The organism is Bacteroides sp. 1001136B_160425_E2 (genome assembly GCF_015559655.1).
In the GTDB taxonomy this organism is placed as follows: Bacteria; Bacteroidota; Bacteroidia; order Bacteroidales; family Bacteroidaceae; genus Bacteroides; species Bacteroides luhongzhouii.
Genome location: NZ_JADMQH010000016.1, coordinates 62,854 through 89,515, shown reverse-complemented (window position 1 = coordinate 89,515; position 26,662 = coordinate 62,854). Strand labels below are relative to the sequence as shown.

Sequence of the window (26,662 nt, the reverse complement as noted above, 5' to 3'; positions counted from 1 at the left end):
GTGATTGATTGACTTATTTGTTGATAAAGACCGGAGGGTGACAGAAACTCCCTACGCTCTTTGTCTAAAAGAATGTTAATCTATTTCAGCCCGGCTAATCATCTCTTTTAAACGTGTGATTGCTTTCTGAAGTTGTGCGTCCACTGTATTCATGCTGATGCCTAATTCTTCTGCTACTTGTGCGTAACTCTGTTTTTCTTCACGGATGCGGATGAATACTTCCCTGCAACGTTCCGGAAGCCGGTCGAGTGCTTTTACGTAAAGAGCAAACAGCTCTTCACTGATGAGCGATTCTTCCGGCGAATAACTCTGTTCTTGAGGCTCCGGCAGAGAATCGGGATGAATGAGCGTATGTCTTGATTCTTTTTCCAGATAATTGAGCGAAGCATTTTTGACGAGAATAAAACAATAATCTTCAATGTTTCTCACATCAAGCAAATTGCTGCGTTGCTTCCATAGTTTCAGGAATACGTCGAGAACGATTTCCTGCGACCATTCTTCCTGTTTCACATAGTAATAGGCAATACGAAAGAGACGGTCGTAAGTCATGTTGTAAAAGTCTCGGAAAGCAGTTTGCGAATCCAGTTCTTTCATTTGCCGCAATAACTTTCTTACTTCTGATTCGGTCATCGGCTTTTTGTTTGGTTAGTCTACCCAAAGTAAATCACTCATTATACTGTCGGAAATGAAAATACCTTCACGCGTCAAGCGCAGAGCTCCGTTGTATTCCTCCAGTTTACCATTTTTCAGATAAGGTGCAGCCATTTTTTGACAATACTCCCACATTTCATTGCCGAACATCTGTTTCAGTTTCTCTATAGGTGCTCCCCATACTGTGCGTATGGTAGTGATAATAAATTCGTTGTAGCGGGTGGTTGGGTCCAGATGCTCTGTCTCGAAAGCACGGCAGCCTTCTTCTATACCTTTTATATAGGTGTCGATTGAAGACACATTCCATTCCCGTGTCGCTCCGTCAAAAGAATGTGCTGATGGCCCGCATCCCAGATAAGGTATTCCTTTCCAATAGGAAGTGTTGTGGCGGGAATATTTTCCGGGGCGGCAGAAATTGGAAATCTCATAGTGTTCAAATCCTGCTTTCTGCAAATGCTCTATCAGTAATGTGAAAAATTCTAAACTGGAGTCTTCGTCTACCTCGGATATCTGATGTTGTTTTAACATATTATATATAGGTGTATCTTCCTCATAAATCAAGTGATAGGCGGAGATATGTTCTACATTCAGACTGATAGCCTGGCGGAGATCGTTTTCCCATCGTTCTTTTGTTTCTCCGGGCAATCCGTAAATTAGGTCGATACTGATGTTCTGGAAACCGGCTTTCCGGCATCTGTCAATTGCTTCGATGGCTGTACGGGCATTATGGCGTCGTCTCAATAGTTTGAGCGTAGCGTCATCAAAAGTCTGTATTCCCATGCTGAGACGGTTGAAAGGAAGTGAGGAAAGCATTTCCAGATATTCCTGCGATAAATCATCCGGATTAGCTTCCAGAGTGATTTCTTGGCAATGATTCAATCCGTAGTGCTCCCGGATAGTATCAAATATCAGTTCGAAATCTTCTTTTTCCAGTTGAGACGGGGTTCCGCCACCGAAATAAATAGTTGCTATATCTTCTCCTTTCAGGTATTCTTTGCGCATCGCCAACTCCCGGCAGAGAGCCTGTACATAACGGGTTTTGAGTTCGCTGCGAGTGGTTGAGTAGAAGTCGCAGTAGATGCAGCGCGTTTTGCAAAAAGGAATGTGAAGATAGATACCTGCCATAGCTATGCTGTTTGGGTTTGTGGGTGTAAAAGTAAGACTATTATTAGATATATCAAAAAAGCTGTTGACGGAAATTATTTATAGTGGGGCAAGAATACGCTAAATAGATAATTCTCCCATCGATTAGTAGAAGATAATTTCCTGCAATGCTGAATTTAAGATCTTTTTTTTTATAAATAAGATTCGAACTTGTAGCCGGGTTTTCGTTTGACAGTTGTCAAGCGATAGTTCAACAATTGTCATTCTATCGCTTGACAACTGTCAAACGAAAACTGATTAGGTAACGGGGGAACTATTGTATGAAAGGAAAACAACTAAAAATAACATCGTGCTGGATTACTTGTTGCAACTATGAAATTAGTTTATAGACATGCGAAAATAATTTTTAACCCGGTTCAAAAATGTTCATGTTAAAGATGTGTTACATAACATTGTTTAGTAACACTGCCGTAAGTGTTGCTTTTCCCCCAATTAATCCCTAATTTGCGCATCACAAAATTAATGGTATGTGAGAAACATACTGAGTAATTACTAAAATCTTATATATTATGAAAGTATATCAGACTAATGAAATCAAGAACATTGCCTTGTTGGGAAGTTCTGGCTCTGGGAAAACCACTCTCGTGGAAGCGATGCTTTTCGAGAGTGGTGTTATAAAACGTCGCGGATCTGTTGCCGCAAAAAACACAGTTAGCGATTATTTTCCTGTTGAACAAGAGTATGGTTACTCCGTTTTCTCCACCGTTCTCCATGTAGAATGGAATAACAAAAAACTTAATATTATTGACTGTCCGGGATCGGACGACTTCGTAGGCAGCACAGTGACTGCACTAAATGTGACCGACACAGCAATCATCCTTCTCAATGGCCAATACGGCGTCGAAGTCGGTACACAAAATCACTTCCGTTATACAGAAAAGCTGAATAAACCTGTTATTTTTCTAGTCAACCAGCTTGATAATGAAAAATGCGATTATGATAATATCCTCGAACAGCTGAAAGAGGCATACGGCTCTAAGGTTGTTCCTATTCAATATCCGATAGCTACCGGTCCGGGCTTTAATGCACTGATTGACGTATTGTTGATGAAAAAATACTCGTGGAAACCTGAAGGAGGGGCTCCGACAATCGAAGATATTCCGGCAGAAGAAATGGATAAGGCCATGGAAATGCACAAAGCATTGGTAGAAGCTGCTGCCGAGAATGATGAAAATCTGATGGAGAAATTCTTCGAGCAAGATTCCCTGTCAGAAGACGAAATGCGTGAAGGTATCCGTAAGGGATTGATCGCCAGGGGTATGTTCCCTGTATTCTGCGTCTGCGGAGGGAAAGATATGGGCGTTCGCCGCTTGATGGAATTCTTGGGCAACGTTGTTCCTTTTGTATCTGAAATGCCGAAGGTACAAAATACGGGAGGTAAAGAAGTGGCTCCGGATGTCAATGGACCGGAATCTCTTTATTTCTTCAAGACAAGTGTGGAACCGCATATTGGTGAAGTTTCCTATTTTAAAGTAATGAGCGGTAAAGTTCATGAGGGAGACGATTTGCTGAATGCCGACCGTGGCTCGAAGGAACGTATCGCACAAATCTATGTGGTAGCCGGTGGTAACCGTGTCAAGGTGGAAGAACTGCAAGCCGGTGATATCGGTGCTGCCGTGAAACTGAAAGACGTGAAAACCGGTAATACACTGAACGGTAAGGATTGCGATTATAAATTTAACTTTATCAAATACCCGAACTCTAAATATACCCGTGCCATTAAGCCGGTCAATGAAGCGGATGTGGAAAAGATGATGAGTATCTTGAACCGTATGCGCGAGGAAGATCCTACATGGGTGATTGAGCAATCAAAAGAACTGAAACAGACTTTGGTACACGGTCAGGGAGAATTCCATCTTCGTACATTGAAATGGCGTTTGGAAAACAACGAAAAACTTCAGGTGAAATATGAAGAGCCGAAGATTCCATATCGTGAAACGATTACCAAAGCTGCCCGTGCTGACTATCGGCATAAGAAACAGTCCGGTGGTGCCGGTCAGTTTGGTGAAGTTCACCTGATTGTAGAACCTTATAAAGAAGGTATGCCTATACCTGAAACTTATAAGTTCAACGGACAGGAGTTTAAGATTACCGTGAGAGGCACGGAAGAGATACCATTGGAATGGGGCGGTAAACTGGTGTTTGTCAACAGTATCGTCGGTGGTTCTATCGATGCCCGTTTCCTGCCTGCTATTATGAAGGGGATTATGTCTCGTATGGAGCAAGGACCGTTGACGGGTTCGTATGCTCGTGACGTGCGTGTCATTGTTTACGATGGTAAGATGCACCCGGTAGATTCGAATGAAATCTCCTTTATGCTTGCCGGACGTAATGCCTTTAGTGAAGCCTTCAAGAATGCCGGTCCGAAGATTCTGGAACCGATTTATGATGTAGAAGTGTTCGTTCCGTCTGATAGGATGGGTGATGTGATGGGAGATCTTCAGGGACGTCGCGCCATGATTATGGGTATGAGTAGTGAAAAAGGTTTTGAGAAACTGGTTGCTAAAGTACCTTTGAAAGAAATGTCATCTTATTCTACGGCACTTAGCTCTCTCACGGGCGGACGTGCTTCGTTCATTATGAAATTCTCTAGTTATGAGCTTGTTCCGACAGACGTTCAGGATAAGTTAATGAAGGATTTTGAAGCTAAACAAACCGAAGAATAAGTATAAATGATAGTTGATAAATAGTATGTGATAGTTGATTGAAAATTCACTATAATATTCGGTATTTATCATCTATTAGACATAAAGAATCAACTAAAACGTTAAAACCGCCACCTTTTTTAAGTAAAAGGGGGCGGTTTTTGTTTAACTATGATTAATAAAGATAGAAAAACACAAGGAAAAGATTTAATTTTTTATTAAATTTGCAAACCAAAGGAGCGGTTTTGTTGTTGTAGTAATCAGAATACAACCTAAATAACTCTTTACGGTTAATTTCCGGGAAGTTCCGGTTAAATCAAGTTAATGCATTAGGAGTGTTAATTAGGGAGTGTTAATTTTGTTGCTATGAAGAAGTCAACAATTTGGATATTAGGTATTGTAATGGGGCTTTCCTTCCTTAGTCTGCTGTACTTGCAGGTAAGTTATATAGAGGAAATGATGAAAACCCGTAAGGAACAGTTTGATTCGGCTGTACGCAATAGCCTGGATCAGGTTTCCAAGGATGTGGAATATGCAGAGACCAGACGTTGGTTGATCGAGGATATTTCAGAAGCAGAGAGAAAAGCACTAATTGCGAATAATGCTTCCATGCAACAAGACAACTTGATTCAGCAAACGCAACGGTTTACGGTGAAGTCAAAGGATGGGAAGGTATATTCGGATTTCGAGTTGAAAGTGATGACCACTAAGCCCTCCGAGCTTCCGAAGGCTATGATTTCTCCTTATAGGGGGACAAAGACTATTCCGGAAACTTCGCGTTCATTGGTGGAAGCCATCAAGAATCGGTATATGTATCAACGGGCATTACTCGATGAAGTGGCCTGGCAGATGATTTATCGGGGAAGTGACAAGTCGATTGGAGACAGAGTACGGTTCAAAGAACTGGATGACTATCTGAAATCGAGCTTATATAATAATAGTATAGATTTGCCTTATCACTTTACGGTGATTGACAAAGACGGCAGGGAAGTCTACCGTTGTGCGGATTATGAGGCAAAGGGAAGTGAAGACGCTTATCAACAGGCATTGTTCAAAAATGACCCGCCTGCAAAAATGAGTATATTGAAAGTACACTTTCCGGGGAAGAAAGATTATATCTTTGACTCTATCAGTTTCATGATTCCGTCGCTGATATTTACACTGGTATTGTTAGTGACATTCATCTTTACGATTTATATCGTATTCCGGCAAAAGAAACTGACGGAGATGAAGAATGACTTTATCAATAATATGACGCACGAATTTAAAACACCGATATCTACCATTTCATTAGCAGCCCAGATGTTGAAAGATCCGGCGGTGGGAAAATCTCCGCAGATGTTCCAGCATATATCGGGAGTGATTAATGATGAAACCAAGCGCTTGCGCTTCCAGGTGGAAAAGGTACTCCAGATGTCGATGTTTGAGCGTCAGAAGGCTACTTTGAAGATGAAGGAGATTGATGCGAATGAATTAATAGCAGGAGTTGTCAATACCTTTGCGCTGAAAGTGGAACGGTATAATGGTAAGATAACATCGAACCTTGAGGCCACCGATCCTGTTATATTTGCAGATGAGATGCATATCACGAATGTAATCTTTAATCTGATGGATAACGCGGTGAAATATAAGAAACCGGAAGAGGATCTGGAACTGAAAGTGAGAACGTGGAATGAGTCGGGTAAACTGATGATTTCGATACAGGATAATGGTATCGGTATCAAAAAAGAGAACCTGAAAAAGATATTTGAAAAGTTCTATCGTGTACATACGGGTAATCTGCACGATGTGAAGGGCTTTGGACTTGGATTGGCTTATGTGAGAAAAATAATATTGGATCATAAGGGAACCATCCGGGCGGAAAGCGACCTGAACGTGGGAACTAAATTTATTATTGCATTACCTTTATTAAAAAATAATTGATATGGACGAGAAACTGCGTATTTTATTGTGCGAGGATGACGAAAATCTTGGCATGCTTTTAAGAGAATATCTACAGGCAAAAGGTTATTCTGCTGAGTTATATCCTGATGGAGAAGCCGGTTATAAGGCTTTCTTGAAGAATAAATATGACTTGTGCGTGTTTGACGTGATGATGCCTAAAAAAGACGGCTTCACACTGGCACAGGATGTCCGTGCAGCAAATGCTGAAATTCCTATTATCTTCCTGACGGCTAAAACGCTGAAAGAAGATATCCTGGAAGGCTTTAAAATCGGTGCGGATGATTATATCACCAAACCGTTTAGTATGGAAGAATTGACATTCAGAATTGAAGCAATCTTGAGACGTGTTCGTGGAAAGAAGAACAAAGAAAGCAATATCTATAAGATTGGTAAGTTTACTTTCGACACGCAGAAGCAAATTCTGTCGTCAGAAGGCAAACAGACTAAACTGACTACTAAAGAATCTGAACTACTCGGATTGCTTTGTGCACATGCCAATGAGATTTTGCAACGTGACTTTGCTCTGAAAACAATCTGGATTGACGATAACTATTTCAATGCCCGTAGTATGGACGTGTATATCACGAAATTGCGTAAGCACCTGAAAGAAGACGACTCAATCGAAATTATCAATATTCACGGAAAAGGCTATAAACTGATTACTCCGGAAGTTGAATCTTAATGATTGCGTTTGAGATAACTCCAAATAAAAAATCCCGGGAACATTCGTCTCCGGGATTTTTTATTGATTTTGTGAAATTAATCAGCGATCTTCTTATTAATAACAATATAAGAAATGAGTCCCAGTACTACAAGTACTACTGAAGTACCCAGGATGGCGTTGTTGTTTACATTTCCTGTAAAGGAACAAGCCAGCAGGATGACTACTCCGACCAAGATTAATATCAATCCTAAGTTCTTTAATAAGCCTTTCATGTGTGTGTATTTTAATAGATTATAATATTCCAGTCACAAATTAAAGCATAATTCTTTAACGAGCGAAATTATTTGGATAAAAATTCCATTATAAATGCACGATTTAGTGGATTTTATGATTTAAAGAGAGGTTCTTCTACCTAATCTTTCGTATTGTAGAATACCTTTTTCAGCACCTCCTGCCCAATGCTCAATTCGTCGAGAGTGATGCCGTGAAGAGCCTCTTTTAGAGTCTGTCCGGCAATGACACGCGCTTTTTCTTCCAATTCTTTCCCGTCTTTGGTCAGATGGATCAGGTTGGTGCGGCGGTCTTTTTTGTCGGAAATGCGCACAACAAGATGCTGCCGTTCCATATTATCTATCAAACGGGTCATACTGGGCTTGTCTTTAAAAGTTGCATTACACAACTCTTGTTGCGTCACCCCGTCTTTTTCCCACAGAAAAATGAGTACCGTCCATTGTTCTGGGCTGATTTCCAATCCGTTCTGACGGAAGTTTCGGTACAGTTTCCTGTTGATTGCCGCAGAAACTTTGCCATTTAATATGGCGAATATAAGCCGAATGTCGAAATTAAATTGCTCTATCATGAAATTATTGTTTAAACAACTTTGCAAAGGTAAGTCTCTTCCCGGATAAATCCTATCTTCGGATACAAAAAAAGATTAAATATTTGTAGTTCAAAATAAAATGTCTAACTTTGCACCCGCATTTAAAATCAAATAATTTATTTATTTAATTAAACGAAGTATGAATCAATACGAAACCGTTTTCATTTTAACTCCCGTTTTATCTGATGTTCAGATGAAGGAAGCGGTAGAAAAATTCAAAGGCGTTCTTCAAGCTGAAGGTGCTGAGATTATTAATGAAGAAAACTGGGGACTGAAGAAATTGGCTTACCCAATTCAGAAAAAGTCTACAGGTTTTTATCAACTGATTGAGTTCAATGCAGATCCTACTGTTATTGACAAGCTGGAAATTAATTTCCGTCGTGATGAACGCGTAATCCGTTTCTTGACTTTCAAGATGGATAAGTATGCTGCTGAATACGCTGCAAAAAGAAGAAGTGTTAAATCAAACAAAAAGGAGGATTAATCATGGCACAACAAGTTCAATCAGAAATTAGATATTTAACTCCGCCGTCAGTAGACGTTAAGAAGAAAAAATACTGCCGTTTCAAAAAGAGTGGTATTAAGTATATCGACTACAAAGATCCTGAATTCTTGAAAAAATTCTTGAATGAACAAGGAAAGATCCTTCCGCGTCGTATTACAGGTACTTCTTTGAAGTTCCAACGTCGTATCGCGCAGGCTGTGAAGAGAGCCCGTCACTTGGCATTGCTGCCTTATGTAACTGACATGATGAAATAAGAAGGAGGAAAAGTATGGAAATTATATTGAAAGAAGACGTAGTAAACTTGGGTTATAAGAACGATATCGTAAACGTGAAATCCGGATACGGTCGTAATTATCTGATCCCGACTGGAAAAGCTGTCATCGCTTCTCCTTCTGCAAAGAAAATGTTGGCTGAAGAACTGAAACAGCGCGCTCACAAACTTGAGAAAATCAAGAAAGACGCTGAAGCTATGGCTGCTAAGTTGGAAGGCGTTTCTTTGACTATCGCAACTAAAGTTAGCTCAACCGGTACTATCTTCGGTTCTGTTGGTAACATCCAGATTGCTGAAGCATTGTCTAAACTGGGTCATGAAGTTGACAGAAAGATCATCGTTGTAAAAGACGCTGTGAAAGAAGTTGGTAGCTACAAGGCTATCGTTAAGCTTCACAAGGAAGTTTCGGTAGAGATTCCTTTCGAGGTAGTTGCTGAATAAGAGCAAATTTACTTCATATATGAAAAGCGATTTGTTCTGAATGAATAAATCGCTTTTTTTTGTTATCTTTGCTATTACTATTATGAAATTCAACTGTTGTTTTCTGAAGAAGAGGTTTTTGCTTTTGCTGATTGCTTTGGGAATTGGCAGTGCTCTTTATGCGAATGATGAGTTGAAGCTATTGACTGATTCTTTGCGTAGAGTGATAGATGAAAAACATGTCTTTGTTAAAGAGAAAGAGGATCGGATAAACCGGATAAAATGTATGTTGAAAAGTCCCGGTTTGACTCTTGAAGGAGAATATAGAATCAATCTACGGTTATATAACGAATATAAAAAGTTTCATATTGATTCAGCCATCCATTATGTTGATCGCAATATTGAGATTTCCCGCCAGTTGAATAGACCTTATTTCACCAATCAGTCGTTTTTAAATCTCGGTCTTTTATATTCGATGTGTGGCAGGTTCCGCGAAGCGGAGATTATTTTGAAAAGTATAAAGACTTCAGAACTTCCCAGAGATTTATTAATAAACTATTATCAAACTTATTCCAGCTTTTGGGGACACTATTCGATTTCTGTCGCCAACAACCTATATGGCAAGCAACAGGCTGCTTATCAGGATTCGCTATTTGCCCTCATTGACCACACTTCTTGGGATTATCGAATGTCCCAGGCTTCTTATTATATTTGGCGTGATACACTGAAATCGAAAGAGATTTTTAAAGAACTGCTGGAGATTGAAGAGGTGGGGACGCCTAATTATGCCATGATAACTCATTCGTATTCCAGGTTATGTCACCATCAGAAAAAGTATGATGAGGAAAAAAAATACCTGATGTTGTCAGCAATAGCCGATACCCGGAATGCTACGCGGGAAAATGCATCCCTGCAATCTCTTGCATTGATAGCCTATGATGAACAGAATTTAGCTGATGCCTTTAAATTTACACAGTCCGCTATTGATGACGTTATTTCTTCCGGTATTCATTTCCGGGCCATCGAAATTTATAAATTCAATTCTATTATTAATACAGCTTATCAGGCGGAGCAGGCCAGATCACGGTCGCATCTGACTACTTTCCTTATTTCTACAAGTATTATCCTTTTTCTTTTAGTCCTGTTGGTGCTTTTCATCTATATTCAGATGAAAAAGATATTGAAAATAAAACAGGCATTGGCGCAGAGTAATGAGGAGCTTTTGCGATTGAACAATAAACTGAATAGCATGAACAGCCAGCTGAATGATACAAATAACCAGTTGTGCGAAATTAATAGTATAAAGGAGTATTATATAGCCGAATTTTTTGATGTATGCTTTAGTTATATCCATAAAATGGAGAAATATCAGAATATGCTGTATAAAATAGCTATTAATAAATACTATGATGAACTGATTAAGAAGCTAAAATCATCTGCGCTTATCGACGAGGAACTTAGCGCTTTATACACTCGTTTTGATAAGGTTTTCTTGGGTTTGTATCCCACTTTTGTTTCTGATTTTAACGCTCTGTTGAAAGATGAAGAGAAAATAATTTTAAAACCGGATGCTTTATTGAACAGAGAACTCCGTATTTATGCTTTATTACGTTTGGGTATTACGGATAGTGGGAAGATAGCGAACTTCCTCCGTTGTTCTACAAGTACGGTTTATAATTATCGCACGAAGATGAGAAATAAGGCAGCTGTCGACAGGGATGAATTTGAGAATGAAATTATGAAAATTAGTTCAACTCAAGATACATAATTATCATTTTAACATTATAATACTTTCCAAATCATCTACATTTTTTTGATATGGTAAACTATCTAAGTGCTTGATTAATAGTGAAAAGCGCTGATTTTATATCTACATAAAGTAGTGTAAGTCAAATAAGCCGTTATTTATTTGGCTAGATTTGCAATATCAGTTTTTAGCTCATCAGTTTGATAGTTAGGAGTTGATGTTTTATCTATTATTTGTACTTAAATTCACTATGTTTAATTATGAACACGCAATCTTCAGTAGACACGAGAATTAAAGTTGGAATTATCGGTTTTGGTAGGATGGGAAGATTCTACTGGGAAGCGATGACTAAAAGTGATCGGTGGAATATTGCTTATATTTGTGATACCAATCCGGCATCACGTCAGTTAGCCAAGAAGCTTTCTCCTAACTCTATTATATTAGAAGATAATCAAAAGATTTTTGAGGACGAAAGTGTGCAGGTAGTCGGACTTTTCACTTTGGCTGACTCGCGGATGGAACAAATAGAAAAAGCTATTCGTTACGGCAAACACATTATTTCAGAAAAACCTGTTGCAGATACAATGGAAAATGAGTGGAAAGTCGTAGAAATGACAGAAAACGCAAACCTCATTTCTACGGTAAACTTGTATCTGCGAAATTCCTGGTATCATAATTTAATGAAGGAATATATCCAGCAAGGGGAGATTGGAGAGCTGGCTATTATCCGTATTTGTCATATGACTCCCGGCTTGGCACCGGGTGAAGGTCATGAGTATGAGGGACCTGCTTTCCATGATTGTGGAATGCACTATGTAGATATTACCCGTTGGTATGCAGGATGTGATTATAGAACATGGAATGCCCAGGGAGTGAATATGTGGAACTACAAAGATCCTTGGTGGGTGCAATGTCACGGAACTTTTCAAAATGGGGTCGTTTTTGATATTACCCAGGGATTTGTTTATGGGCAATTATCTAAAGACCAGACACATAATTCGTATGTAGATATTATAGGGACAAAAGGGGTTGTGCGTATGACGCATGACTTCAATACTGCTGTTGTCGATCTGCACGGTGTCAATCAGACCATTCGTGTAGAGAAACCTTTCGGCGGCAAGAATATAGACGTGTTGTGTGACCTGTTTGCTGATTCGGTAGAAACCGGAAAACGCAGTTCACGCTTACCATTAATGCGTGATTCGGCTATTGCATCCGAATATGCGTGGACATTCTTGAAAGATACCCGCAAACACGATTTGCCTGCTATTGGTAATTTAAGCACTTTGGAGCAAATACGCGAGCGAAGAAAAAATATGAAAAATGGATATGGATTGTTGCACGGCAACCTTCCAAAGATTATTAACCCTTAAACAAATAAAATCATGTCAAACATTTCGAGGAGAAAATTTCTCAAAACGGGAGCCGCTGCTTTAGCAGGTATAACCATTGCTCCCAGTACAATTTTAGGTATGAGTCACGGGCATATTTCGCCTACTGACAAATTAAATCTTGCAGCTGTGGGTATTGGTGGCATGGGACATGCCAACATTAATCACGTAAAGGGCACTGAAAATATTGTGGCTCTTTGTGATGTGGACTGGAAGTACGCAAAAGGCGTGTTCGACGAATTCCCCAAGGCTAAAAAGTACTGGGACTATCGTAAGATGTATGATGAAATGGGTAAATCTATCGATGGTGTGATTATCGCAACTGCCGACCATACTCATGCTATTATCACTGCTGACGCAATGACAATGGGAAAACACGTATATTGTCAGAAACCATTGACACATTCTGTTTATGAATCTCGTTTGTTGACAAAACTGGCTGCATCCACGGGTGTGGTTACCCAAATGGGTAATCAAGGTTCTTCTGATGAAGGTACAGATTTAGTATGTGAATGGATTTGGAATGGTGAAATCGGTGACGTAACGAAAGTTGAATGTGCAACAGACCGTCCTATTTGGCCTCAAGGATTAAACGTTCCTGAAAAGGTTGATAAAATTCCTAGCACATTGAATTGGGATTTGTTTACAGGTCCTGCTAAAATGAATCCTTACAATGCTATTTATCATCCTTGGAACTGGCGTGGATGGTGGGATTACGGAACAGGTGCATTAGGTGATATGGCTTGTCATATTTTGCATCAGCCGTTTAGAGCATTGAATTTGCAATATCCTATTAAAGTGGAAGGATCGTCAACTTTATTGTTGAACGCTTGTGCACCACAGGCACAGCATGTGAAGATGATTTTCCCGGCTCGTAATAATATGCCTAAAGTGGCGATGCCTGAAGTGGAAGTACATTGGTACGATGGCGGTATGATGCCCGAACGTCCGAAAGGATTCCCAGAAGGAAAACAACTGATGCAGAGTGGTGGTGGTTTGACTATTTTCCACGGAACGAAAGATACATTGATTTGCGGATGTTATGGACAGAATCCTTGGTTGCTTTCAGGTCGTAAGCCAAATGCACCGAAGGTTTGCCGTCGTGTTCCTAATGCAATGAATGGTGGTCACGAGATGGATTGGGTACGTGCATGTAAAGAAGATAAATCCAATCGTATCATGACTAAATCTGATTTCTCAGAAGCCGGACCAATGAATGAAATGGTGGCAATGGGTGTATTGGCTATTCGTTTGCAAGCACTGAATAAAACTCTTGAATGGGATGGAGCTAACATGTGCTTTACAAATATCGGTGACAACGAAACCATCCGTACCGTTATCAAAGACGGATTCAAGATTCATGACGGTCATCCTACATTTGATAAGACATGGACTGATCCGATCAATGCAAAACAGTTTGCAGCTGAATTGGTGAAACATACTTATCGTGAAGGCTGGAGACTGCCTGATATGCCAAGATAAAAGTAAATTAAAAATTAAAGATTAAAAATTAAATAGTTGATATCATGAAAAAAGTATTTTATCCATTAGCTTGTTGTTGTCTTGCTGCAGGCGTTTTCGCTTCTTGCGGTGGTCAGAAGAAGGCAAATGCTCCGGAAGAGCAAAATAAAGTAGCGCTGTCTTACTCTAAATCATTGAAAGCTCCAGAAACAGATAGCTTGAATCTGACAGTTGATAAAGATGGTTATATCACTATCTTTGATGGCGAAACATTTAACGGATGGCGTGGTTATGGAAAAGACCGTATTCCTTCTAAATGGACAATTGAAGACGGCTGCATCAAATTCAACGGTTCTGGTGGCGGTGAAGCTCAAGACGGTGATGGTGGTGATTTGATTTTTGCCCACAAGTTTAAAAACTTCGAACTGGAAATGGAGTGGAAGGTTTCTAAAGGTGGTAACTCCGGTATCTTCTATTTAGCTCAGGAAGTTACATCGAAAGATAAAGACGGTAATGATGTGCTTGAGCCTATTTATATTTCTGCGCCCGAATATCAGGTGTTGGACAATGCCAATCATCCGGATGCTAAATTGGGTAAGGACAACAATCGTCAGTCAGCTTCTTTGTATGATATGATTCCTGCAGTTCCTCAAAACTCTAAACCGTTTGGCGAATGGAACAAGGCTAAGATTATGGTTTATAAAGGTACAGTTGTTCACGGACAAAACGATGAAAACGTACTTGAATATCATTTGTGGACAAAACAATGGACTGATATGTTGCAAGCAAGTAAGTTCAGCGAAGAAAAATGGCCTTTGGCATTTGAATTGCTGAATAACTGCGGTGGCGAAAATCACGAAGGTTTCATTGGTTTGCAAGATCACGGTGATGATGTTTGGTTCCGCAACATTCGCGTGAAGGTTTTGGACTAATCGAATAGCAATAAAAAGGCACGGGTTACGCATATTTCACGTTTTTTTGAATGGCGATTGCCATGGAGCAACCGTGAAGTCTGTGTAATCCGTGCCTATTTTTTTCTATATAAACCTGAATAATTGTAACCCACTAATATCTATTATATGAAAACTAGAATTTATATCTGTGCATTGGCTGCTCTTTTCATGATTCCATTGGCAGTAACGGCACAAACTAAGAAAAAAGCTAAAAAAGAAGTAGCTATTCAGCTCTATTCTGTTAGAGATATATTAAACAAGGTAGACAATAAAAATGGTAAGTGTGATCCCGCTTATACTGCTCTTCTGAAAAAATTGGCAAACATGGGATATACCGGTGTTGAGGCAGCCAATTATAACAACGGTAAGTTTTATGACCGTACTCCCCAACAGTTTAAGAAAGATGTCGAATCGGCAGGATTAAAAGTCTTGTCTTCACATTGTACAAGGCAGTTATCTAAAGAAGAATTGGCTTCCGGTGACTATTCAAAGTCGCTTGAATGGTGGGATCAATGCATTGCCGATCACAAAGCTGCCGGTATGAAATATATTGTAGCTCCGTGGATGGATGTACCTAAGACGCTCAAGGATTTAGAAACGTATTGTGCATATTATAATGAGATAGGCAAGCGTTGCAAACAACAGGGTTTATTGTTTGGATATCATAATCATGCTCATGAATTTCAGAAGGTAGAAGATAAAGTGATGTATGATTATATGTTGGAACATACAAATCCTGAATATGTTTTCTTCCAGATGGACCTTTATTGGGTAGTTCGCGGACAAAACAGTCCTGTCGATTATTTTAATAAATATCCCGGTCGCTTCAAGATATTCCATGTGAAAGATCACAGAGAGATTGGACAAAGTGGAATGGTAGGTTTTGATGCTATCTTTAAGAATGCAAAAACTGCAGGCGTTAATTATCTCGTTGCTGAAATCGAAAAGTATAGTATTCCGGTGGAGGAAAGTGTAGAAGTAAGTCTGGATTATTTGTTGAATGCTCCTTTTGTGAAAAGTTCATACGCTAAATAACGTGTGGCCTGCTAAAATAAAGGCATAAAAAAAAGTCTGTGCATGCTTTCGCATGGCAGACTTTCAATTCTCTCTAGGCTGTTTCTGAATTATTATTCAGCTACAGTTTCAGTTGCAGTGCTATCAGCATTCAAAGAATCTGTTGCTGCGGCTGCTGCTTGTTCAGCTTCAAGAGCTGCTGCTTCTACTGCTGCGATTGAGTCAGCGATACGGATAGAATCTGCAGTTGCTTTTGCTGCGTCAGCTGCTTTGTTACCACATGATGCGAATGATACTGCTACGATAGCTACGGCCATCAAAACTAATTTTTTCATTTTCTTTGCTTTTTAAAAACGTAATACAATCAATTGCTTTATTAAAACGATGCAAAGGTATGTACTTTTTCAATATGTTGTTCTCGAAATGCCAACTTTTTTTATAATTTTTTTTGTAACTGGCCACTTTTCTCCCTTTTTTATATGTTTTAGAACATGCTAATCGACAGCAATACTGTTATATAAGTACCTTTTTATGCTTCTTTTGGGAGTTTTTTCAAATTCCGTAGGATAGAGTTGGATCCTGCTGATTTTCTCATAAGCGGCTACATTGCTGTTCAGATTCTTAAGATTTTCATCCATGATTGTTTTCAGGTTATCCGGATTATTTAATCCGAGAGAATCCAACGCTTCGTAATCGGCATAAACAAGTGCCACTAATTTTTTATTGCGTTCGATAACAAGACTTTCGAGAATGAAAGGCAGGTTATTCAGTTTGGTTTCCAACTCTTCGGGGAAGATGTTCTGTCCGCTAGAACTTAAGATCATAGTCTTGAGTCGTCCCCGGATGAAAATATTTCCGTTGCTGTCCATGGAACCGAGGTCTCCGGTGCGTAGCCAGCCATCCTGTGTGAATACTTCTTGCGTTGCTTTTTGGTTCTTGTAGTAGCCTACCATCACATTCTCTCCCCGAACTTGGATTTCTCCGGTTTCTGCTTCCGGGGTTTCCTTATAGATACGCGCTTCCATTATATCCAGAATCTTTCCGGAGGAGCCTGGTACAAATTCATCCCAAGGAGCGTAGCTGATAAGCGGACCACATTCCGTCATTCCATAACCGATAGTAAAAGGAAATTTGATTTTGTAGAAGAATTCTTCTACTTCCTTGTCCATAGCGGCGCCACCGATAATGATCTCTTTAAACCGCCCTCCCAATGCATCAATCAGTCTTTTACGTATCTGGTTGTAGATTTGGGTGTCGAGCAGAGGAATATTGAGTGCCCACTTCATACCTTTTTTATTAATGAGTGGCTGGATAATATTCTTATATATCTTTTCAATCACTAGCGGGACGGTAATAATAAGGTTAGGTTTCACTTCTTCAAAAGCCTTCATTATGATTTTAGGAGAAGGCGTTTTTCCAAGCAAAGTGACATGGGTGCCAACAGCGGTTGCTGTCAGAAAGTCAAATGCGCAACCGTATGCGTGGGCGAGGGGAAGGAAAGACAGCACTTTATCCCCTTTTTTAAGGAGTTCGGTACGAATACCGAAAGTGACATTGCCGGCAAGATTGTTTCCTGTCAGCATCACACCCTTACTGAAACCGGTGGTTCCGGAAGTGTAATTTAACAGCATCACTTTGTCATTGGATAAAGTGGTATACTGAACATCTTCACGGGTAAATCCTTTCGGATACAAAGTATGCATCTCTTTATCGGTATTTTTCAGAAACTTCTGTATGGTTTCTCCGTCACGTTGATAAAGGCACCGAAAATCAGTCAATGAGAATACTCCCCGTAATCCTGTTAATTTCTCCTCTTCCAGATTTTCCCAAATGCTGTCGCTGGTGAACAGAAATACAGATTCGGAATGATTGACGATATGATGAACGTCATTAGGCGTAAAATCTTGAAGGATAGGGACAATGATCGCTCCATATGTGATAGTTGCCATATAGGCGATGCACCAGTGAGCGTTATTTTTGCCGATAACTGAAATCTTATCTCCTCTGCGAAGGCTACAATGTTTGAATAACAGATGTAAACGGGCGATTTTTTCAGCTACCTCACCATATGTGTATTGGGTATCTTCTCCATAATCAGTGTAACAAGGCAGATCCCAATTCTCACGAAAACTATTTTCGTATAGTTTAATGAAATTCTCTTTAATCATTGCACGTTTTTTAGTGAATTGTGCAAAAATAGGAATAAACTTTCGTATCCTAAAGTGTTTTACTAATAATAATATGTAACTTTGCAAAGTTAATGTGTTTATAACAGCTTATGATAGATACCACTGTATTTCAAAATAAGACAGCCGTTTATTATACTTTAGGCTGCAAATTAAATTTTTCAGAGACTTCAACTATCGGTAAAATCCTGCGTGAGGCAGGAGTCCGGACTGCGCGCAAAGGAGAGAAAGCAGATATCTGTGTGGTAAATACTTGTTCGGTGACGGAGATGGCAGATAAGAAATGCCGGCAAGCCATTCATCGCCTGGTAAAGCAGCATCCCGGTGCTTTTGTGGTAGTGACCGGATGTTATGCGCAATTGAAGCCCGGTGACGTGGCAAAGATAGATGGAGTAGATGTAGTGCTGGGAGCGGAACAGAAGGGAGAGTTACTTCAATATCTGGGTGACCTCCAAAAGCATGAAAAAGGAGAGGCTATCACTACTACAACCAAAGATATCCGTTCGTTTTCTCCCTCGTGCTCACGGGGAGATCGTACCCGTTTCTTCTTGAAGGTGCAGGATGGATGTGATTACTTCTGTTCATATTGCACGATTCCTTTTGCCCGCGGGCGAAGTCGTAACGGAACTATTGCTTCCATGGTTGAGCAGGCCCGGCAGGCAGCTGCTGAAGGTGGAAAAGAAATCGTTCTGACCGGAGTGAATATCGGAGATTTTGGTAAAACAACAGGAGAGAGTTTTTTTGATCTGGTAAAAGCATTGGATCAGGTAGAGGGAATCGAACGTTATCGTATCTCTTCCATAGAACCCAATCTGTTGACTGATGAGATTATCGAATTTGTGTCTCACTCCCGCAGTTTTATGCCTCATTTTCATATCCCTTTGCAATCCGGTTGCGATGAGGTATTGCAGTTAATGCGCCGTCGTTATGACACTGCTCTTTTTGCTTCGAAAGTAAAGAAGATAAAAGAGGTGATGCCGGATGCTTTTATCGGAGTGGACGTGATTGTGGGAACCCGTGGAGAAACGCCCGAATATTTTGAACAGGCTTATCAGTTTATAGATGGTCTGGATGTGACCCAGTTGCATGTGTTTAGCTATTCCGAACGTCCTGGAACGCAAGCCTTAAAAATAGAATATGTAGTTTCCCCGGAAGAGAAGCATCAGCGTAGTCAACGTCTGTTGACACTGTCGGATCAAAAGACACAGGCTTTTTATGCACGTCATATTGGGCAGACAATGCCGGTGCTGATGGAAAAATCGAAAGCTGGTGCTCCGATGCATGGATTTACGGAGAATTATATTCGTGTAGAGGTGGAAAGTGATGACTCGCTGGATAACCAGGTGGTTAATGTATGTTTGGGAGATTTTAATGAGGAGATGACAGCACTTAAAGGTACAATTTTGATATAAATATGAGATCAAAACTTATCTATTGGTTGGTATACAGTGGAATGTGGCTGTTTTCGGCTCTTCCGTTCCGGATTTTATATATGCTTTCGGATTTTAATTATCTGTTGATGTATCATGTTGGAAAATATCGTCGGAAAGTAGTTCGGGGAAATCTATTAAGATCATTTCCGGAAAAAACTGATGCGGAGAGATTACAGATAGAACGCAAGTTTTATCGCTATTTGTCGGATTATATGCTTGAGGATTTGAAATTGTTGCATATGTCTGCCGAAGAACTTTGTGAGAGAATGACTTATAGGAATACGGAACAATATCTTGAACTGACTGAAAAGTATGGAGGTATTATAGTAATGATTCCTCATTATGCCAATTACGAGTGGCTGATAGGGATGGGAGCAATCATGAAACCGGGGGATGTTCCTGTGCAGGTTTATAAACCGTTGAGAGATAAATATCTGGATGAGTTGTTTAAACGTATTCGTTCTCGTTTTGGGGGGTATAATATTCCGAAACATTCTACAGCACGTGAAATTATAAAGCTCAAACATGATGGAAAAAAGATGGTAGTCGGTTTGATTACTGATCAGTGGCCTAGTGGATATGATAAATATTGGACTACCTTTTTAGGACAGGAAACCGGTTTTCTGAATGGTGCGGAACGTATTGCCAAAATGATGAATTTTCCTGTTTTTTATTGTGAGCTTAGTAAAGAGCGTAGAGGATATTGTGAGGCGGAGTTCAAGTTAATGACGGAAACACCGAAAGAAACAAGAGAAGGAGAAATCACGGAAATGTTTGCTCATAGATTAGAACAGACGATTCGTAAAGAACCGGCATATTGGTTGTGGTCTCATAAACGCTGGAAAATGACTCGTGAGGAAGCTGACCGATTAGAAGAGAAAGAATTGAACAAGAAGAAGGAATAACAATGAAAGTTTCAGTTGTAATTTTAAATTGGAACGGATGTGATATGCTCCGTACTTTTCTTCCGTCCGTCGTCCGGTATTCGGAAGGGGAGGGGATCGAGGTCTGCGTGGCTGACAATGGTTCTACAGACGCTTCCGTTACCTTGCTTCAACAGGAATTTCCTTCTGTCAGAACGATTGTGCTTGACCAAAATTATGGCTTTGCCGATGGATATAATTTGGCATTGCAGCAGGTTGACGCAGAATATGTAGTTCTTTTGAATTCGGATGTCGAGGTGACGGAGCATTGGCTGGAACCAATGATTGCTTATCTTGATAAGCATCCGGAGGTGGCTGCTTGTCAGCCGAAGATACGAAGCCAGCGGCAAAAAGAATATTTCGAATATGCCGGGGCGGCTGGTGGCTTTATTGATAAATACGGTTATCCTTTTTGTAGGGGGCGTATAATGGGAGTTGTGGAGAAAGACGAAGGCCAATATGATACGGTGATTCCTGTTTTCTGGGCAACGGGGGCAGCGCTGTTTATCCGGCGCGCTGATTATGTGAATGTCGGAGGATTGGATGGACGTTTCTTTGCTCACATGGAAGAAATAGATTTGTGCTGGCGACTCCGTTCGCGGAATCGTGAGATTGTCTGTGTACCTCAAAGTATTGTCTATCATGTGGGGGGAGCTACTCTTAAAAAAGAGAATTCTCATAAGACTTTTCTTAATTTCCGTAATAATCTTGTCATGCTCTATAAGAATCTTCCACAGGAGGAGTTAAATAAAGTGATGCGTATCCGGACCTGTCTCGATTATGTGGCGGCGTTTAATTTCTTGTTGCAAGGACACTGGGATAATGCTCGTGCTGTGATATGTGCGCGAAAAGAGTATAAACGATTATGTCCGTCGTTTTCTTTATCTCGTGAAGAGAATATGAGAAAAAAAACTTTGAATCCGATACCTGAACGGACAAAAAGTAGTATCTTGTGGCAGTTTTATGCGAGAGGATACAAACGATTCTCTCAATTGTCGGATTTAAAAGGATAGCAAATGAAATCAAAGGTTAGAAGAGGCATCGGGCTGGTAGCGCATGATGCAATGAAAAAAGACCTCATCGAATGGGTACTGTGGAACTCGGAACTGTTGATGGGTAATAAATTCTACTGTACAGGTACTACGGGTACTTTGATATTGGAAGCATTGAAGGAGAAACATCCTGATGAAGAGTGGGATTTTACGATTTTAAAATCAGGTCCGTTAGGTGGTGACCAACAGATGGGATCACGTATTGTGGATGGGCAGATTGATTATCTCTTTTTCTTCACGGACCCCATGACACTGCAACCGCACGATACGGATGTGAAAGCATTAACCCGTTTGGCCGGTGTAGAAAATATAGTTTTCTGTTGTAACCGTTCTACGGCGGATCATATTATTTCCAGTCCGTTATTTATGGATCCTGATTACGAACGTATTCATCCGGACTATTCCGGCTATACGAAACGTTTCCAGAATAAACCTGTGGTGACGGAAGCAGTAGAATCGGTAAATAGAAGAAAAAAGAAGAGAAAATAAGTCGGTTCGGAGTGTAAATAATAGAAGCGGATTACCTACTATTTAATAAGATAACTCAGATAATACAGATTAAAATTGTATTATCTGTGTTGTTTATAAGGCATTATACCCTGTTTATACTCAACTGGAAATAATGGATCAATTGAGAAAAGTTGTTGGTGAATTCCCTTTATAAAATAGTGACGCTATCCAGTAAAGATAGTGACGCTATCGTTGTCATATACCGTCACTATCTTTACTGGATAGCGTCACTATCTTTTCTACTTCAATTAGGAAGTTTGCGTTTGTATATTGTGTATGCCAACACCAGTCCCACTTGATCCAAAATAATGGCAAGGGGAGTTCTTGCAAGTGATTTTAATCTGTATTCCACTAGTTTACGTCATTTCATTAATAGAGCAATATATCATTCATCTCTGCTGCATTGCAGTTCAATTCCTGCTGACTCTATATCTGCTCCCATTGGCGGATTCCGTTTGGAAAGCCGGAGTTCTATTTTCTCAATGCAAGGGAATTGGTCGAAGAGCTTTTCTATAATCCGTCTGCTGATATGCTCCAGTAACTTTGACGGAATAGCCATTTCATTTTTTATCACCTGATGTACTTCGGCATAGTTGACAGTGTCGGTAACCTCATCTGTCCAGGCAGCTTTGCTGATATCTACTTTCAGTTTCAGGTCAATGATATATTCATTCCCGATCAGATTTTCTTGCGGTGCGACTCCATGATAGGCGTAACAACGAATTTCCTTCAAAAGAATATAGCTACTGTTTATCTTCATATACTGTCTTTTTAGTATGATCTTATTTGACTTTTAACAGGTCTTTCTGTGCAACCATTTGTGGAATCACTTTAAGAAAGATAGGGGTGAGCAAAAGGCAGATGCTTAATGTTATAAGCAGAAGTGCGCTTGCCTGTGCCCAACTATTGTGAATATAACGGCTGACTAATGGACCTAAAAAATGAAGTATCGGTCCATGCATACTCAAGGTGATGATTGAATATCGTCCCAAGTAAGAAACAACCTTTATTTTCTTCACTTTTTTGCAAAGTAACATAATCATAAATATTCCTGCAAATGCTGCGATATATACTTGAAAAATATTTCCCGCATAATTGTTAGTACGCATACCCAATGTAGTAGCGGTGAAGTACATTACCACCAGTGCCAATGCAACAAAAAACGGTATCAGTTTGTCGAAACGATGGCTGGGATATAGAAAGAAATTATACCGTCGGATCCAGAAACCGGCCACATAGAAGGGTAGTGCAGTCATGGAAACGTCTATATACAGAGGCAACTCTATCTGTAACTTTCCGAGATAAAATCCTACGCAACCAATCAGGATTGTCACAGCGAACATGACAAGCAGATGCTTTTCGCGTAGAAAGTGAATTAGATAAAACAGGATGTTGCAATTGAATAATGCAAGTAGAAACCAGATTGGCGGATTGAACTTGATAAGGTCATGTCCATGAAACACTACCAGAAGCTCATTCCATGACACAGGCAGTTGAAACACTCCCGGAGCAATCTTCCAAACAATGTATTTCATTAGAAACGCACTTAGATAGAAGAAAAGGAAAGGAATAATCAATTTGTTTATTTTTCGCAGGATGAATCCGAACAGGCCTTCATATGATTTGAAAAACACTCCTGAGATAAAGAAGTAAAGCGGCATGCGGAAACAGGATAACATAGAATTCGTATCCAGTTGTTCGAAGGCTCCTCCAACGTGTGCTATTACCACAAGGATGATGCAGACTCCTTTGGTTAAGTCCACGAAATCAATACGTCTGCTTTGGTTGCCTTCCATTATCTCTTTTAATTTCTCTTTTTCGGCGCAAAGATACTTTATAAATCGGAATAAAAAGAGGAACATTGAAAAAATAAACGAATGATGCGAAAAGCGAAAAAGTATGATATATAGTAATGATATTATTGCGAAAAAACAGTTGACTATGTTTTGAAACTCCTTATTTTATCTCTGTTAGCAATATATCCTTGAAAAACGAATGACGCGGATCACGTAGATTTCTTGAGTTCTTAATCTAGTGTTATCCGCGTCGGTAGTGTCCGGAAAATATCCTTTTTGAAAGTTACTTGTATCTTTTATTCTATTTATTCGGATCTCTTCCTGTGTATTTAATCAGTTCACCAATCTTATCATTAAGTGTTTTTGCTTTCATCAACTGTTCCAGAGTGAGATGCATCCGGTATCTCCAGTAGTTTCGCGGATTGGACGGAACGTTAATTCGTTCTTCCGCCACATTCGGGTTTCTCCATTTCTCGTCTATCGATAACCAGTCTTGGAAAGACAAGATACAGAGAATGGAATTACTGTTGAGATGATTGCGTACGATTTCCTCGCACAACTCCGGGGTGGCAGTTGTCGGTGCGACTCCATAATGTCCTAACGTTGCATTATAGTAACGTTGTGTTTGTTGATAATCTTCTTCCCACCAGCCACGCAACGTAGACATATCGTGAGTGGAGATTGTGCAGACAGACCGATACGGATACTCATTTAAATGCCCGAATTCATACATCGGATTTTTAGGCATTCGCTGAATTTCCAGACTAAGAATACGGAGATCATTCATCACTGACGACACACAAGCGGGAATCATCCCCAAATCTTCTCCACAAACTAACATGCGGGTTGATTGTGTCAGTTGAGGTAACTTTTTCATGGCCTGTTGATACCAGAATTCATTGTGCCGATGATAATAATATTGATCGTATAGTTTGTTAAACGCATATTTCTCTTCTTCGTTCAGCGACCGAAATACGAAATCCCGTTGTACACCGATGCGCGGATGGTATTTACCTTCCTCTTTCTTATCCGCAACAAATAAGACGTTACTGATTAATGAATAAAGCCCTTCCCGAATCCACACACTATCTTCATCATTTCTACCGGCAAAGAACTGTTCTACCTCCCGTTGTGTTTCGAATCCCGGTTTCATTCGATAAAGTCCGGAGGCATCAACCGGTTCAAGGAAATCCTGTTTGACTAAATTGGTATGCGGTCCGAATAACTGTCCGAGGAAAGACTCATGAATGAATGGTAGCAGATATTCATCGCGGAACGTTAGACCATAACTTTCGATTTCTTCCCGGCTCATCGGCAAAGAAGGATCAAACTGACCTAACAATCCGTGTACAGCGTGCATTGGTATTTCCCAAATACGGAAGAAACCGAGGATATGATCGATCCGGTAAGCATCGAAGTATTCCGCCATTTTCTGAAAACGCTTCATCCACCAGCGGTATCCGTCTTTTTCCATGACATCCCAGTTGTACGTGGGGAATCCCCAATTTTGCCCGTTGATCGAGAAATCGTCGGGCGGAGCACCCGCTTGTCCGTCGAGGTTGAAGTAATGAGGTTCTGTCCAGGCTTCCACGCTGTTGCGGCTGATGCCAATCGGAATATCCCCCTTTAACACGACCCCGTGTTGGCGGGCATATTCAGTCGCAGACAGCAATTGCAGGTGCAGATGATACTGGATATAATAGTACAACGAGATGTGCGGATAGTCTGCCGTTCCCGGTTGGCACATTTTTTCTATATCTTCCGCTTGGTAAACAGAGTGTCGTGGCCATTTGCGGAAATTGGGCGTTTTGTAGGCATCGCGCAGATAACTAAAGACTGCATAAGGTTGCAGCCATTCCTTGTTCGTTTCAAAGAAATCTTTGAAACCTTTGGAAGCCAATACCTTTTCTCCTTCCTGACGGAACAGTAAGTTGAAAAACTCCCATTTAGTTTGGTTGACCGCTTCGTAGTCAATAGCAGGGAGGCTGTTCAGTTCTTTTTGCTTCTTGCTGAATTTTGATGCCGCTTCTTTATCTTTTAGAGTTCCCATTTGCCTGATATCCGCATACATCGGATGGAAAGCATAAATAGAAATACTGTTATAAGGATAAGAGTCCGTCCATGCATGTGTCATGGTGGTGTCGTTGACCGGTAAAATCTGAATAATTTTCTGGCGAGTGCTTACTGCCCAGTCGACCATACGTTTCAAGTCACCAAAATCACCTACTCCGAAGCTTTTCTCTGATTTTAAAGAAAATACGGGTATAGCGATTCCTGCCCCTTTCCATGCGGGAACATCGAAATAAACATATCGGTCGGAAATCACGAGTGTTTCGTTGGTCTTCAGTTCCGGGTCTGCCAAATAGCGGTTAGGGTTTTTCTCCCAGCAATCCGCTTTCTTTTCCTGTTTGTTGTAGAGGATGAATTTATATTCCAGCGGATATTTTAGTTTGCTGGCATCCAGCTCTATCTGCCATTCCGGAAAATTGGTATCACTCATCAGCACCGCTTTCTCTGGGTCCCAGTGACCTAATGATTTCTGGTTGCCACAAATTGCCAGGCAATAATCTTTGTTGATACGTGGGGCGTAGGCCTTGATAACCAATCCCTTCTTATAACTTTGCGGGATATTCTCTTTTTCAGGATGTGCCAGTAAGGCTTCTGTAAAAGCAGAACTATAAAGATACAGTTGTTCCGGAATATTTTTCCAGCAATCATTGATTCTGTATATCTTCCTGGAACTGCCTGATAAGAAAATAGATCTCGGAAAACTGTCCCATTCCTTGCGGATAATTATTCCGTTTTGTTCTATCTGATAGCTATAATTGATGGTCATCCCTTCTTGGGGGACTTCAAGTTCAAGTTCTGCCGTCCAATAGATACCATCGGTGGTGTGTAAAGGGATTGATTCCGGGAATAAGCCGGAAATCCTTACTTCTTCTCCCCAATTGGTGCGGTATTCAATATTAAATGATAGAATCATATATATTAGATTTTGATTGTATATGTAAGACACTGCAAGTATAAGACATTTTTTTGAATAAAAAATAAA

24 protein-coding genes are annotated in these 26,662 nt (G+C 40.2%); 15 read left to right on the top strand and 9 right to left on the bottom strand.

The features are described from left to right. Window positions 1–75: 75 nt before the first annotated feature. Both I2I04_RS16575 and hemW read right to left on the bottom strand, forming a co-directional pair. On the bottom strand, window positions 76–630 hold the full coding sequence (locus I2I04_RS16575) for an RNA polymerase sigma-70 factor (protein WP_044918835.1): 555 nt from the start codon (window positions 628–630) through the stop codon (window positions 76–78). A 15-nt stretch (window positions 631–645) separates the two neighbouring features. Continuing rightward, entirely contained in the window at window positions 646–1,776 is a 1,131-nt protein-coding gene (gene hemW / locus I2I04_RS16570) for a radical SAM family heme chaperone HemW (protein ID WP_195473010.1), read from the bottom strand. Between the two features lie 548 nt (window positions 1,777–2,324). Here hemW and I2I04_RS16565 point away from each other — a divergent pair. The 3 genes from I2I04_RS16565 (at window position 2,325) to I2I04_RS16555 (ending at window position 7,086) form a co-directional block, all read left to right on the top strand. After that, complete coding sequence (locus I2I04_RS16565) at window positions 2,325–4,481, top strand: elongation factor G (RefSeq protein ID WP_143257750.1); 2,157 nt, start codon at window positions 2,325–2,327, stop codon at window positions 4,479–4,481. Between the two features lie 345 nt (window positions 4,482–4,826). Then, window positions 4,827–6,383: a sensor histidine kinase gene (locus I2I04_RS16560; protein WP_143257751.1), complete on the top strand. Its 1,557-nt coding sequence runs from the start codon at window positions 4,827–4,829 to the stop codon at window positions 6,381–6,383. 1 nt (window position 6,384) lies between these two features. Then, a complete protein-coding gene (locus I2I04_RS16555; RefSeq protein WP_004299326.1) occupies window positions 6,385–7,086 on the top strand; it encodes a response regulator transcription factor in 702 nt (233 codons plus the stop codon). Window positions 7,087–7,163: 77 nt separating this feature from the next. Here I2I04_RS16555 and I2I04_RS16550 read toward each other — a convergent pair whose 3' ends face one another. Continuing rightward, the gene (locus I2I04_RS16550; RefSeq protein WP_004299327.1) at window positions 7,164–7,340 is read right to left on the bottom strand and encodes a hypothetical protein; all 177 of its coding nucleotides are present in this window, start codon (window positions 7,338–7,340) and stop codon (window positions 7,164–7,166) included. A 140-nt stretch (window positions 7,341–7,480) separates the two neighbouring features. Beyond that, the gene (locus I2I04_RS16545; RefSeq protein ID WP_004299328.1) at window positions 7,481–7,927 is read right to left on the bottom strand and encodes a MarR family winged helix-turn-helix transcriptional regulator; all 447 of its coding nucleotides are present in this window, start codon (window positions 7,925–7,927) and stop codon (window positions 7,481–7,483) included. A gap of 160 nt (window positions 7,928–8,087) precedes the next feature. Between I2I04_RS16545 and rpsF the strand changes: the two genes are divergently transcribed. The 8 genes from rpsF to I2I04_RS16505 all read left to right on the top strand — a co-directional run bounded on the left by rpsF (window position 8,088) and on the right by I2I04_RS16505 (window position 15,731). Continuing rightward, the gene (gene rpsF, locus I2I04_RS16540; protein WP_004299329.1) at window positions 8,088–8,432 is read left to right on the top strand and encodes a 30S ribosomal protein S6; all 345 of its coding nucleotides are present in this window, start codon (window positions 8,088–8,090) and stop codon (window positions 8,430–8,432) included. Between the two features lie 2 nt (window positions 8,433–8,434). Continuing rightward, window positions 8,435–8,707 (top strand): 30S ribosomal protein S18, encoded by a 273-nt coding sequence (rpsR, locus tag I2I04_RS16535; RefSeq protein WP_004307964.1) that lies wholly within the window; start codon window positions 8,435–8,437, stop codon window positions 8,705–8,707. Between the two features lie 14 nt (window positions 8,708–8,721). Next, on the top strand, window positions 8,722–9,165 hold the full coding sequence (gene rplI / locus I2I04_RS16530) for a 50S ribosomal protein L9 (RefSeq protein ID WP_004299330.1): 444 nt from the start codon (window positions 8,722–8,724) through the stop codon (window positions 9,163–9,165). Window positions 9,166–9,247: 82 nt separating this feature from the next. Then, on the top strand, window positions 9,248–10,912 hold the full coding sequence (locus I2I04_RS16525) for a DUF6377 domain-containing protein (protein ID WP_195655478.1): 1,665 nt from the start codon (window positions 9,248–9,250) through the stop codon (window positions 10,910–10,912). A 239-nt stretch (window positions 10,913–11,151) separates the two neighbouring features. Then, on the top strand, window positions 11,152–12,264 hold the full coding sequence (locus tag I2I04_RS16520) for a Gfo/Idh/MocA family protein (RefSeq protein ID WP_195655473.1): 1,113 nt from the start codon (window positions 11,152–11,154) through the stop codon (window positions 12,262–12,264). A gap of 12 nt (window positions 12,265–12,276) precedes the next feature. After that, window positions 12,277–13,764: a Gfo/Idh/MocA family oxidoreductase gene (locus tag I2I04_RS16515; protein WP_143257754.1), complete on the top strand. Its 1,488-nt coding sequence runs from the start codon at window positions 12,277–12,279 to the stop codon at window positions 13,762–13,764. A 44-nt stretch (window positions 13,765–13,808) separates the two neighbouring features. Continuing rightward, window positions 13,809–14,675, top strand: coding sequence for a DUF1080 domain-containing protein (locus tag I2I04_RS16510; protein ID WP_143257755.1), 867 nt, complete (start codon window positions 13,809–13,811; stop codon window positions 14,673–14,675). A gap of 147 nt (window positions 14,676–14,822) precedes the next feature. Then, window positions 14,823–15,731, top strand: coding sequence for a sugar phosphate isomerase/epimerase family protein (locus I2I04_RS16505; protein ID WP_195655472.1), 909 nt, complete (start codon window positions 14,823–14,825; stop codon window positions 15,729–15,731). Between the two features lie 92 nt (window positions 15,732–15,823). Here the strand turns inward: I2I04_RS16505 and I2I04_RS16500 are convergent, their stop codons facing one another. Both I2I04_RS16500 and I2I04_RS16495 read right to left on the bottom strand, forming a co-directional pair. Further along, window positions 15,824–16,045, bottom strand: coding sequence for a hypothetical protein (locus I2I04_RS16500; RefSeq protein ID WP_143257757.1), 222 nt, complete (start codon window positions 16,043–16,045; stop codon window positions 15,824–15,826). 159 nt (window positions 16,046–16,204) lie between these two features. Beyond that, complete coding sequence (locus I2I04_RS16495) at window positions 16,205–17,878, bottom strand: long-chain fatty acid--CoA ligase (protein ID WP_143257759.1); 1,674 nt, start codon at window positions 17,876–17,878, stop codon at window positions 16,205–16,207. Between the two features lie 110 nt (window positions 17,879–17,988). Between I2I04_RS16495 and mtaB the strand changes: the two genes are divergently transcribed. The 4 genes from mtaB to I2I04_RS16475 are packed head-to-tail and all read left to right on the top strand — an operon-like array spanning window position 17,989 to window position 21,793. Then, a complete protein-coding gene (gene mtaB / locus I2I04_RS16490) occupies window positions 17,989–19,308 on the top strand; it encodes a tRNA (N(6)-L-threonylcarbamoyladenosine(37)-C(2))-methylthiotransferase MtaB (protein ID WP_195655471.1) in 1,320 nt (439 codons plus the stop codon). 2 nt (window positions 19,309–19,310) lie between these two features. Then, entirely contained in the window at window positions 19,311–20,234 is a 924-nt protein-coding gene (locus I2I04_RS16485; RefSeq protein WP_143257761.1) for a lysophospholipid acyltransferase family protein, read from the top strand. Window positions 20,235–20,236: 2 nt separating this feature from the next. Then, window positions 20,237–21,265, top strand: a complete 1,029-nt coding sequence (locus I2I04_RS16480) for a glycosyltransferase family 2 protein (RefSeq protein WP_195655470.1) — start codon at window positions 20,237–20,239, stop codon at window positions 21,263–21,265. Window positions 21,266–21,268: 3 nt separating this feature from the next. Further along, window positions 21,269–21,793 carry a methylglyoxal synthase gene (locus I2I04_RS16475; RefSeq protein ID WP_143257763.1) on the top strand — a complete coding sequence of 175 codons (525 nt, stop codon included), beginning with the start codon at window positions 21,269–21,271 and terminating at the stop codon, window positions 21,791–21,793. Between the two features lie 406 nt (window positions 21,794–22,199). Here the strand turns inward: I2I04_RS16475 and folB are convergent, their stop codons facing one another. The 3 genes from folB to I2I04_RS16460 all read right to left on the bottom strand — a co-directional run bounded on the left by folB (window position 22,200) and on the right by I2I04_RS16460 (window position 26,593). Continuing rightward, entirely contained in the window at window positions 22,200–22,574 is a 375-nt protein-coding gene (folB, locus tag I2I04_RS16470; RefSeq protein WP_195473020.1) for a dihydroneopterin aldolase, read from the bottom strand. A 22-nt stretch (window positions 22,575–22,596) separates the two neighbouring features. Next, window positions 22,597–23,610, bottom strand: coding sequence for an acyltransferase family protein (locus tag I2I04_RS16465; protein ID WP_195655469.1), 1,014 nt, complete (start codon window positions 23,608–23,610; stop codon window positions 22,597–22,599). Window positions 23,611–23,911: 301 nt separating this feature from the next. Further along, window positions 23,912–26,593, bottom strand: coding sequence for a 4-alpha-glucanotransferase (locus I2I04_RS16460; RefSeq protein ID WP_195473024.1), 2,682 nt, complete (start codon window positions 26,591–26,593; stop codon window positions 23,912–23,914). Between the last annotated feature and the right edge of the window lie 69 nt (window positions 26,594–26,662).

What these genes read in the sequence shown, in the direction of transcription:
- I2I04_RS16550 (WP_004299327.1), bottom strand. Translation starts at nt 7,340, where the DNA reads ATGAAAGGCTTATTAAAGAACTTAGGATTGATATTAATCTTGGTCGGA.
- I2I04_RS16495 (WP_143257759.1), bottom strand. Translation starts at nt 17,878, where the DNA reads ATGATTAAAGAGAATTTCATTAAACTATACGAAAATAGTTTTCGTGAG.
- I2I04_RS16465 (WP_195655469.1), bottom strand. Translation starts at nt 23,610, where the DNA reads ATGGAAGGCAACCAAAGCAGACGTATTGATTTCGTGGACTTAACCAAA.
- I2I04_RS16505 (WP_195655472.1), top strand. Translation starts at nt 14,823, where the DNA reads ATGAAAACTAGAATTTATATCTGTGCATTGGCTGCTCTTTTCATGATT.
- rpsF (WP_004299329.1), top strand. Translation starts at nt 8,088, where the DNA reads ATGAATCAATACGAAACCGTTTTCATTTTAACTCCCGTTTTATCTGAT.
- I2I04_RS16575 (WP_044918835.1), bottom strand. Translation starts at nt 630, where the DNA reads ATGACCGAATCAGAAGTAAGAAAGTTATTGCGGCAAATGAAAGAACTG.
- folB (WP_195473020.1), bottom strand. Translation starts at nt 22,574, where the DNA reads ATGAAGATAAACAGTAGCTATATTCTTTTGAAGGAAATTCGTTGTTAC.
- I2I04_RS16545 (WP_004299328.1), bottom strand. Translation starts at nt 7,927, where the DNA reads ATGATAGAGCAATTTAATTTCGACATTCGGCTTATATTCGCCATATTA.
- I2I04_RS16480 (WP_195655470.1), top strand. Translation starts at nt 20,237, where the DNA reads ATGAAAGTTTCAGTTGTAATTTTAAATTGGAACGGATGTGATATGCTC.
- rplI (WP_004299330.1), top strand. Translation starts at nt 8,722, where the DNA reads ATGGAAATTATATTGAAAGAAGACGTAGTAAACTTGGGTTATAAGAAC.
- mtaB (WP_195655471.1), top strand. Translation starts at nt 17,989, where the DNA reads ATGATAGATACCACTGTATTTCAAAATAAGACAGCCGTTTATTATACT.
- I2I04_RS16485 (WP_143257761.1), top strand. Translation starts at nt 19,311, where the DNA reads ATGAGATCAAAACTTATCTATTGGTTGGTATACAGTGGAATGTGGCTG.
- I2I04_RS16500 (WP_143257757.1), bottom strand. Translation starts at nt 16,045, where the DNA reads ATGAAAAAATTAGTTTTGATGGCCGTAGCTATCGTAGCAGTATCATTC.
- I2I04_RS16560 (WP_143257751.1), top strand. Translation starts at nt 4,827, where the DNA reads ATGAAGAAGTCAACAATTTGGATATTAGGTATTGTAATGGGGCTTTCC.
- I2I04_RS16565 (WP_143257750.1), top strand. Translation starts at nt 2,325, where the DNA reads ATGAAAGTATATCAGACTAATGAAATCAAGAACATTGCCTTGTTGGGA.
- I2I04_RS16555 (WP_004299326.1), top strand. Translation starts at nt 6,385, where the DNA reads ATGGACGAGAAACTGCGTATTTTATTGTGCGAGGATGACGAAAATCTT.
- I2I04_RS16460 (WP_195473024.1), bottom strand. Translation starts at nt 26,593, where the DNA reads ATGATTCTATCATTTAATATTGAATACCGCACCAATTGGGGAGAAGAA.
- I2I04_RS16515 (WP_143257754.1), top strand. Translation starts at nt 12,277, where the DNA reads ATGTCAAACATTTCGAGGAGAAAATTTCTCAAAACGGGAGCCGCTGCT.
- hemW (WP_195473010.1), bottom strand. Translation starts at nt 1,776, where the DNA reads ATGGCAGGTATCTATCTTCACATTCCTTTTTGCAAAACGCGCTGCATC.
- I2I04_RS16510 (WP_143257755.1), top strand. Translation starts at nt 13,809, where the DNA reads ATGAAAAAAGTATTTTATCCATTAGCTTGTTGTTGTCTTGCTGCAGGC.
- I2I04_RS16525 (WP_195655478.1), top strand. Translation starts at nt 9,248, where the DNA reads ATGAAATTCAACTGTTGTTTTCTGAAGAAGAGGTTTTTGCTTTTGCTG.
- I2I04_RS16520 (WP_195655473.1), top strand. Translation starts at nt 11,152, where the DNA reads ATGAACACGCAATCTTCAGTAGACACGAGAATTAAAGTTGGAATTATC.
- rpsR (WP_004307964.1), top strand. Translation starts at nt 8,435, where the DNA reads ATGGCACAACAAGTTCAATCAGAAATTAGATATTTAACTCCGCCGTCA.
- I2I04_RS16475 (WP_143257763.1), top strand. Translation starts at nt 21,269, where the DNA reads ATGAAATCAAAGGTTAGAAGAGGCATCGGGCTGGTAGCGCATGATGCA.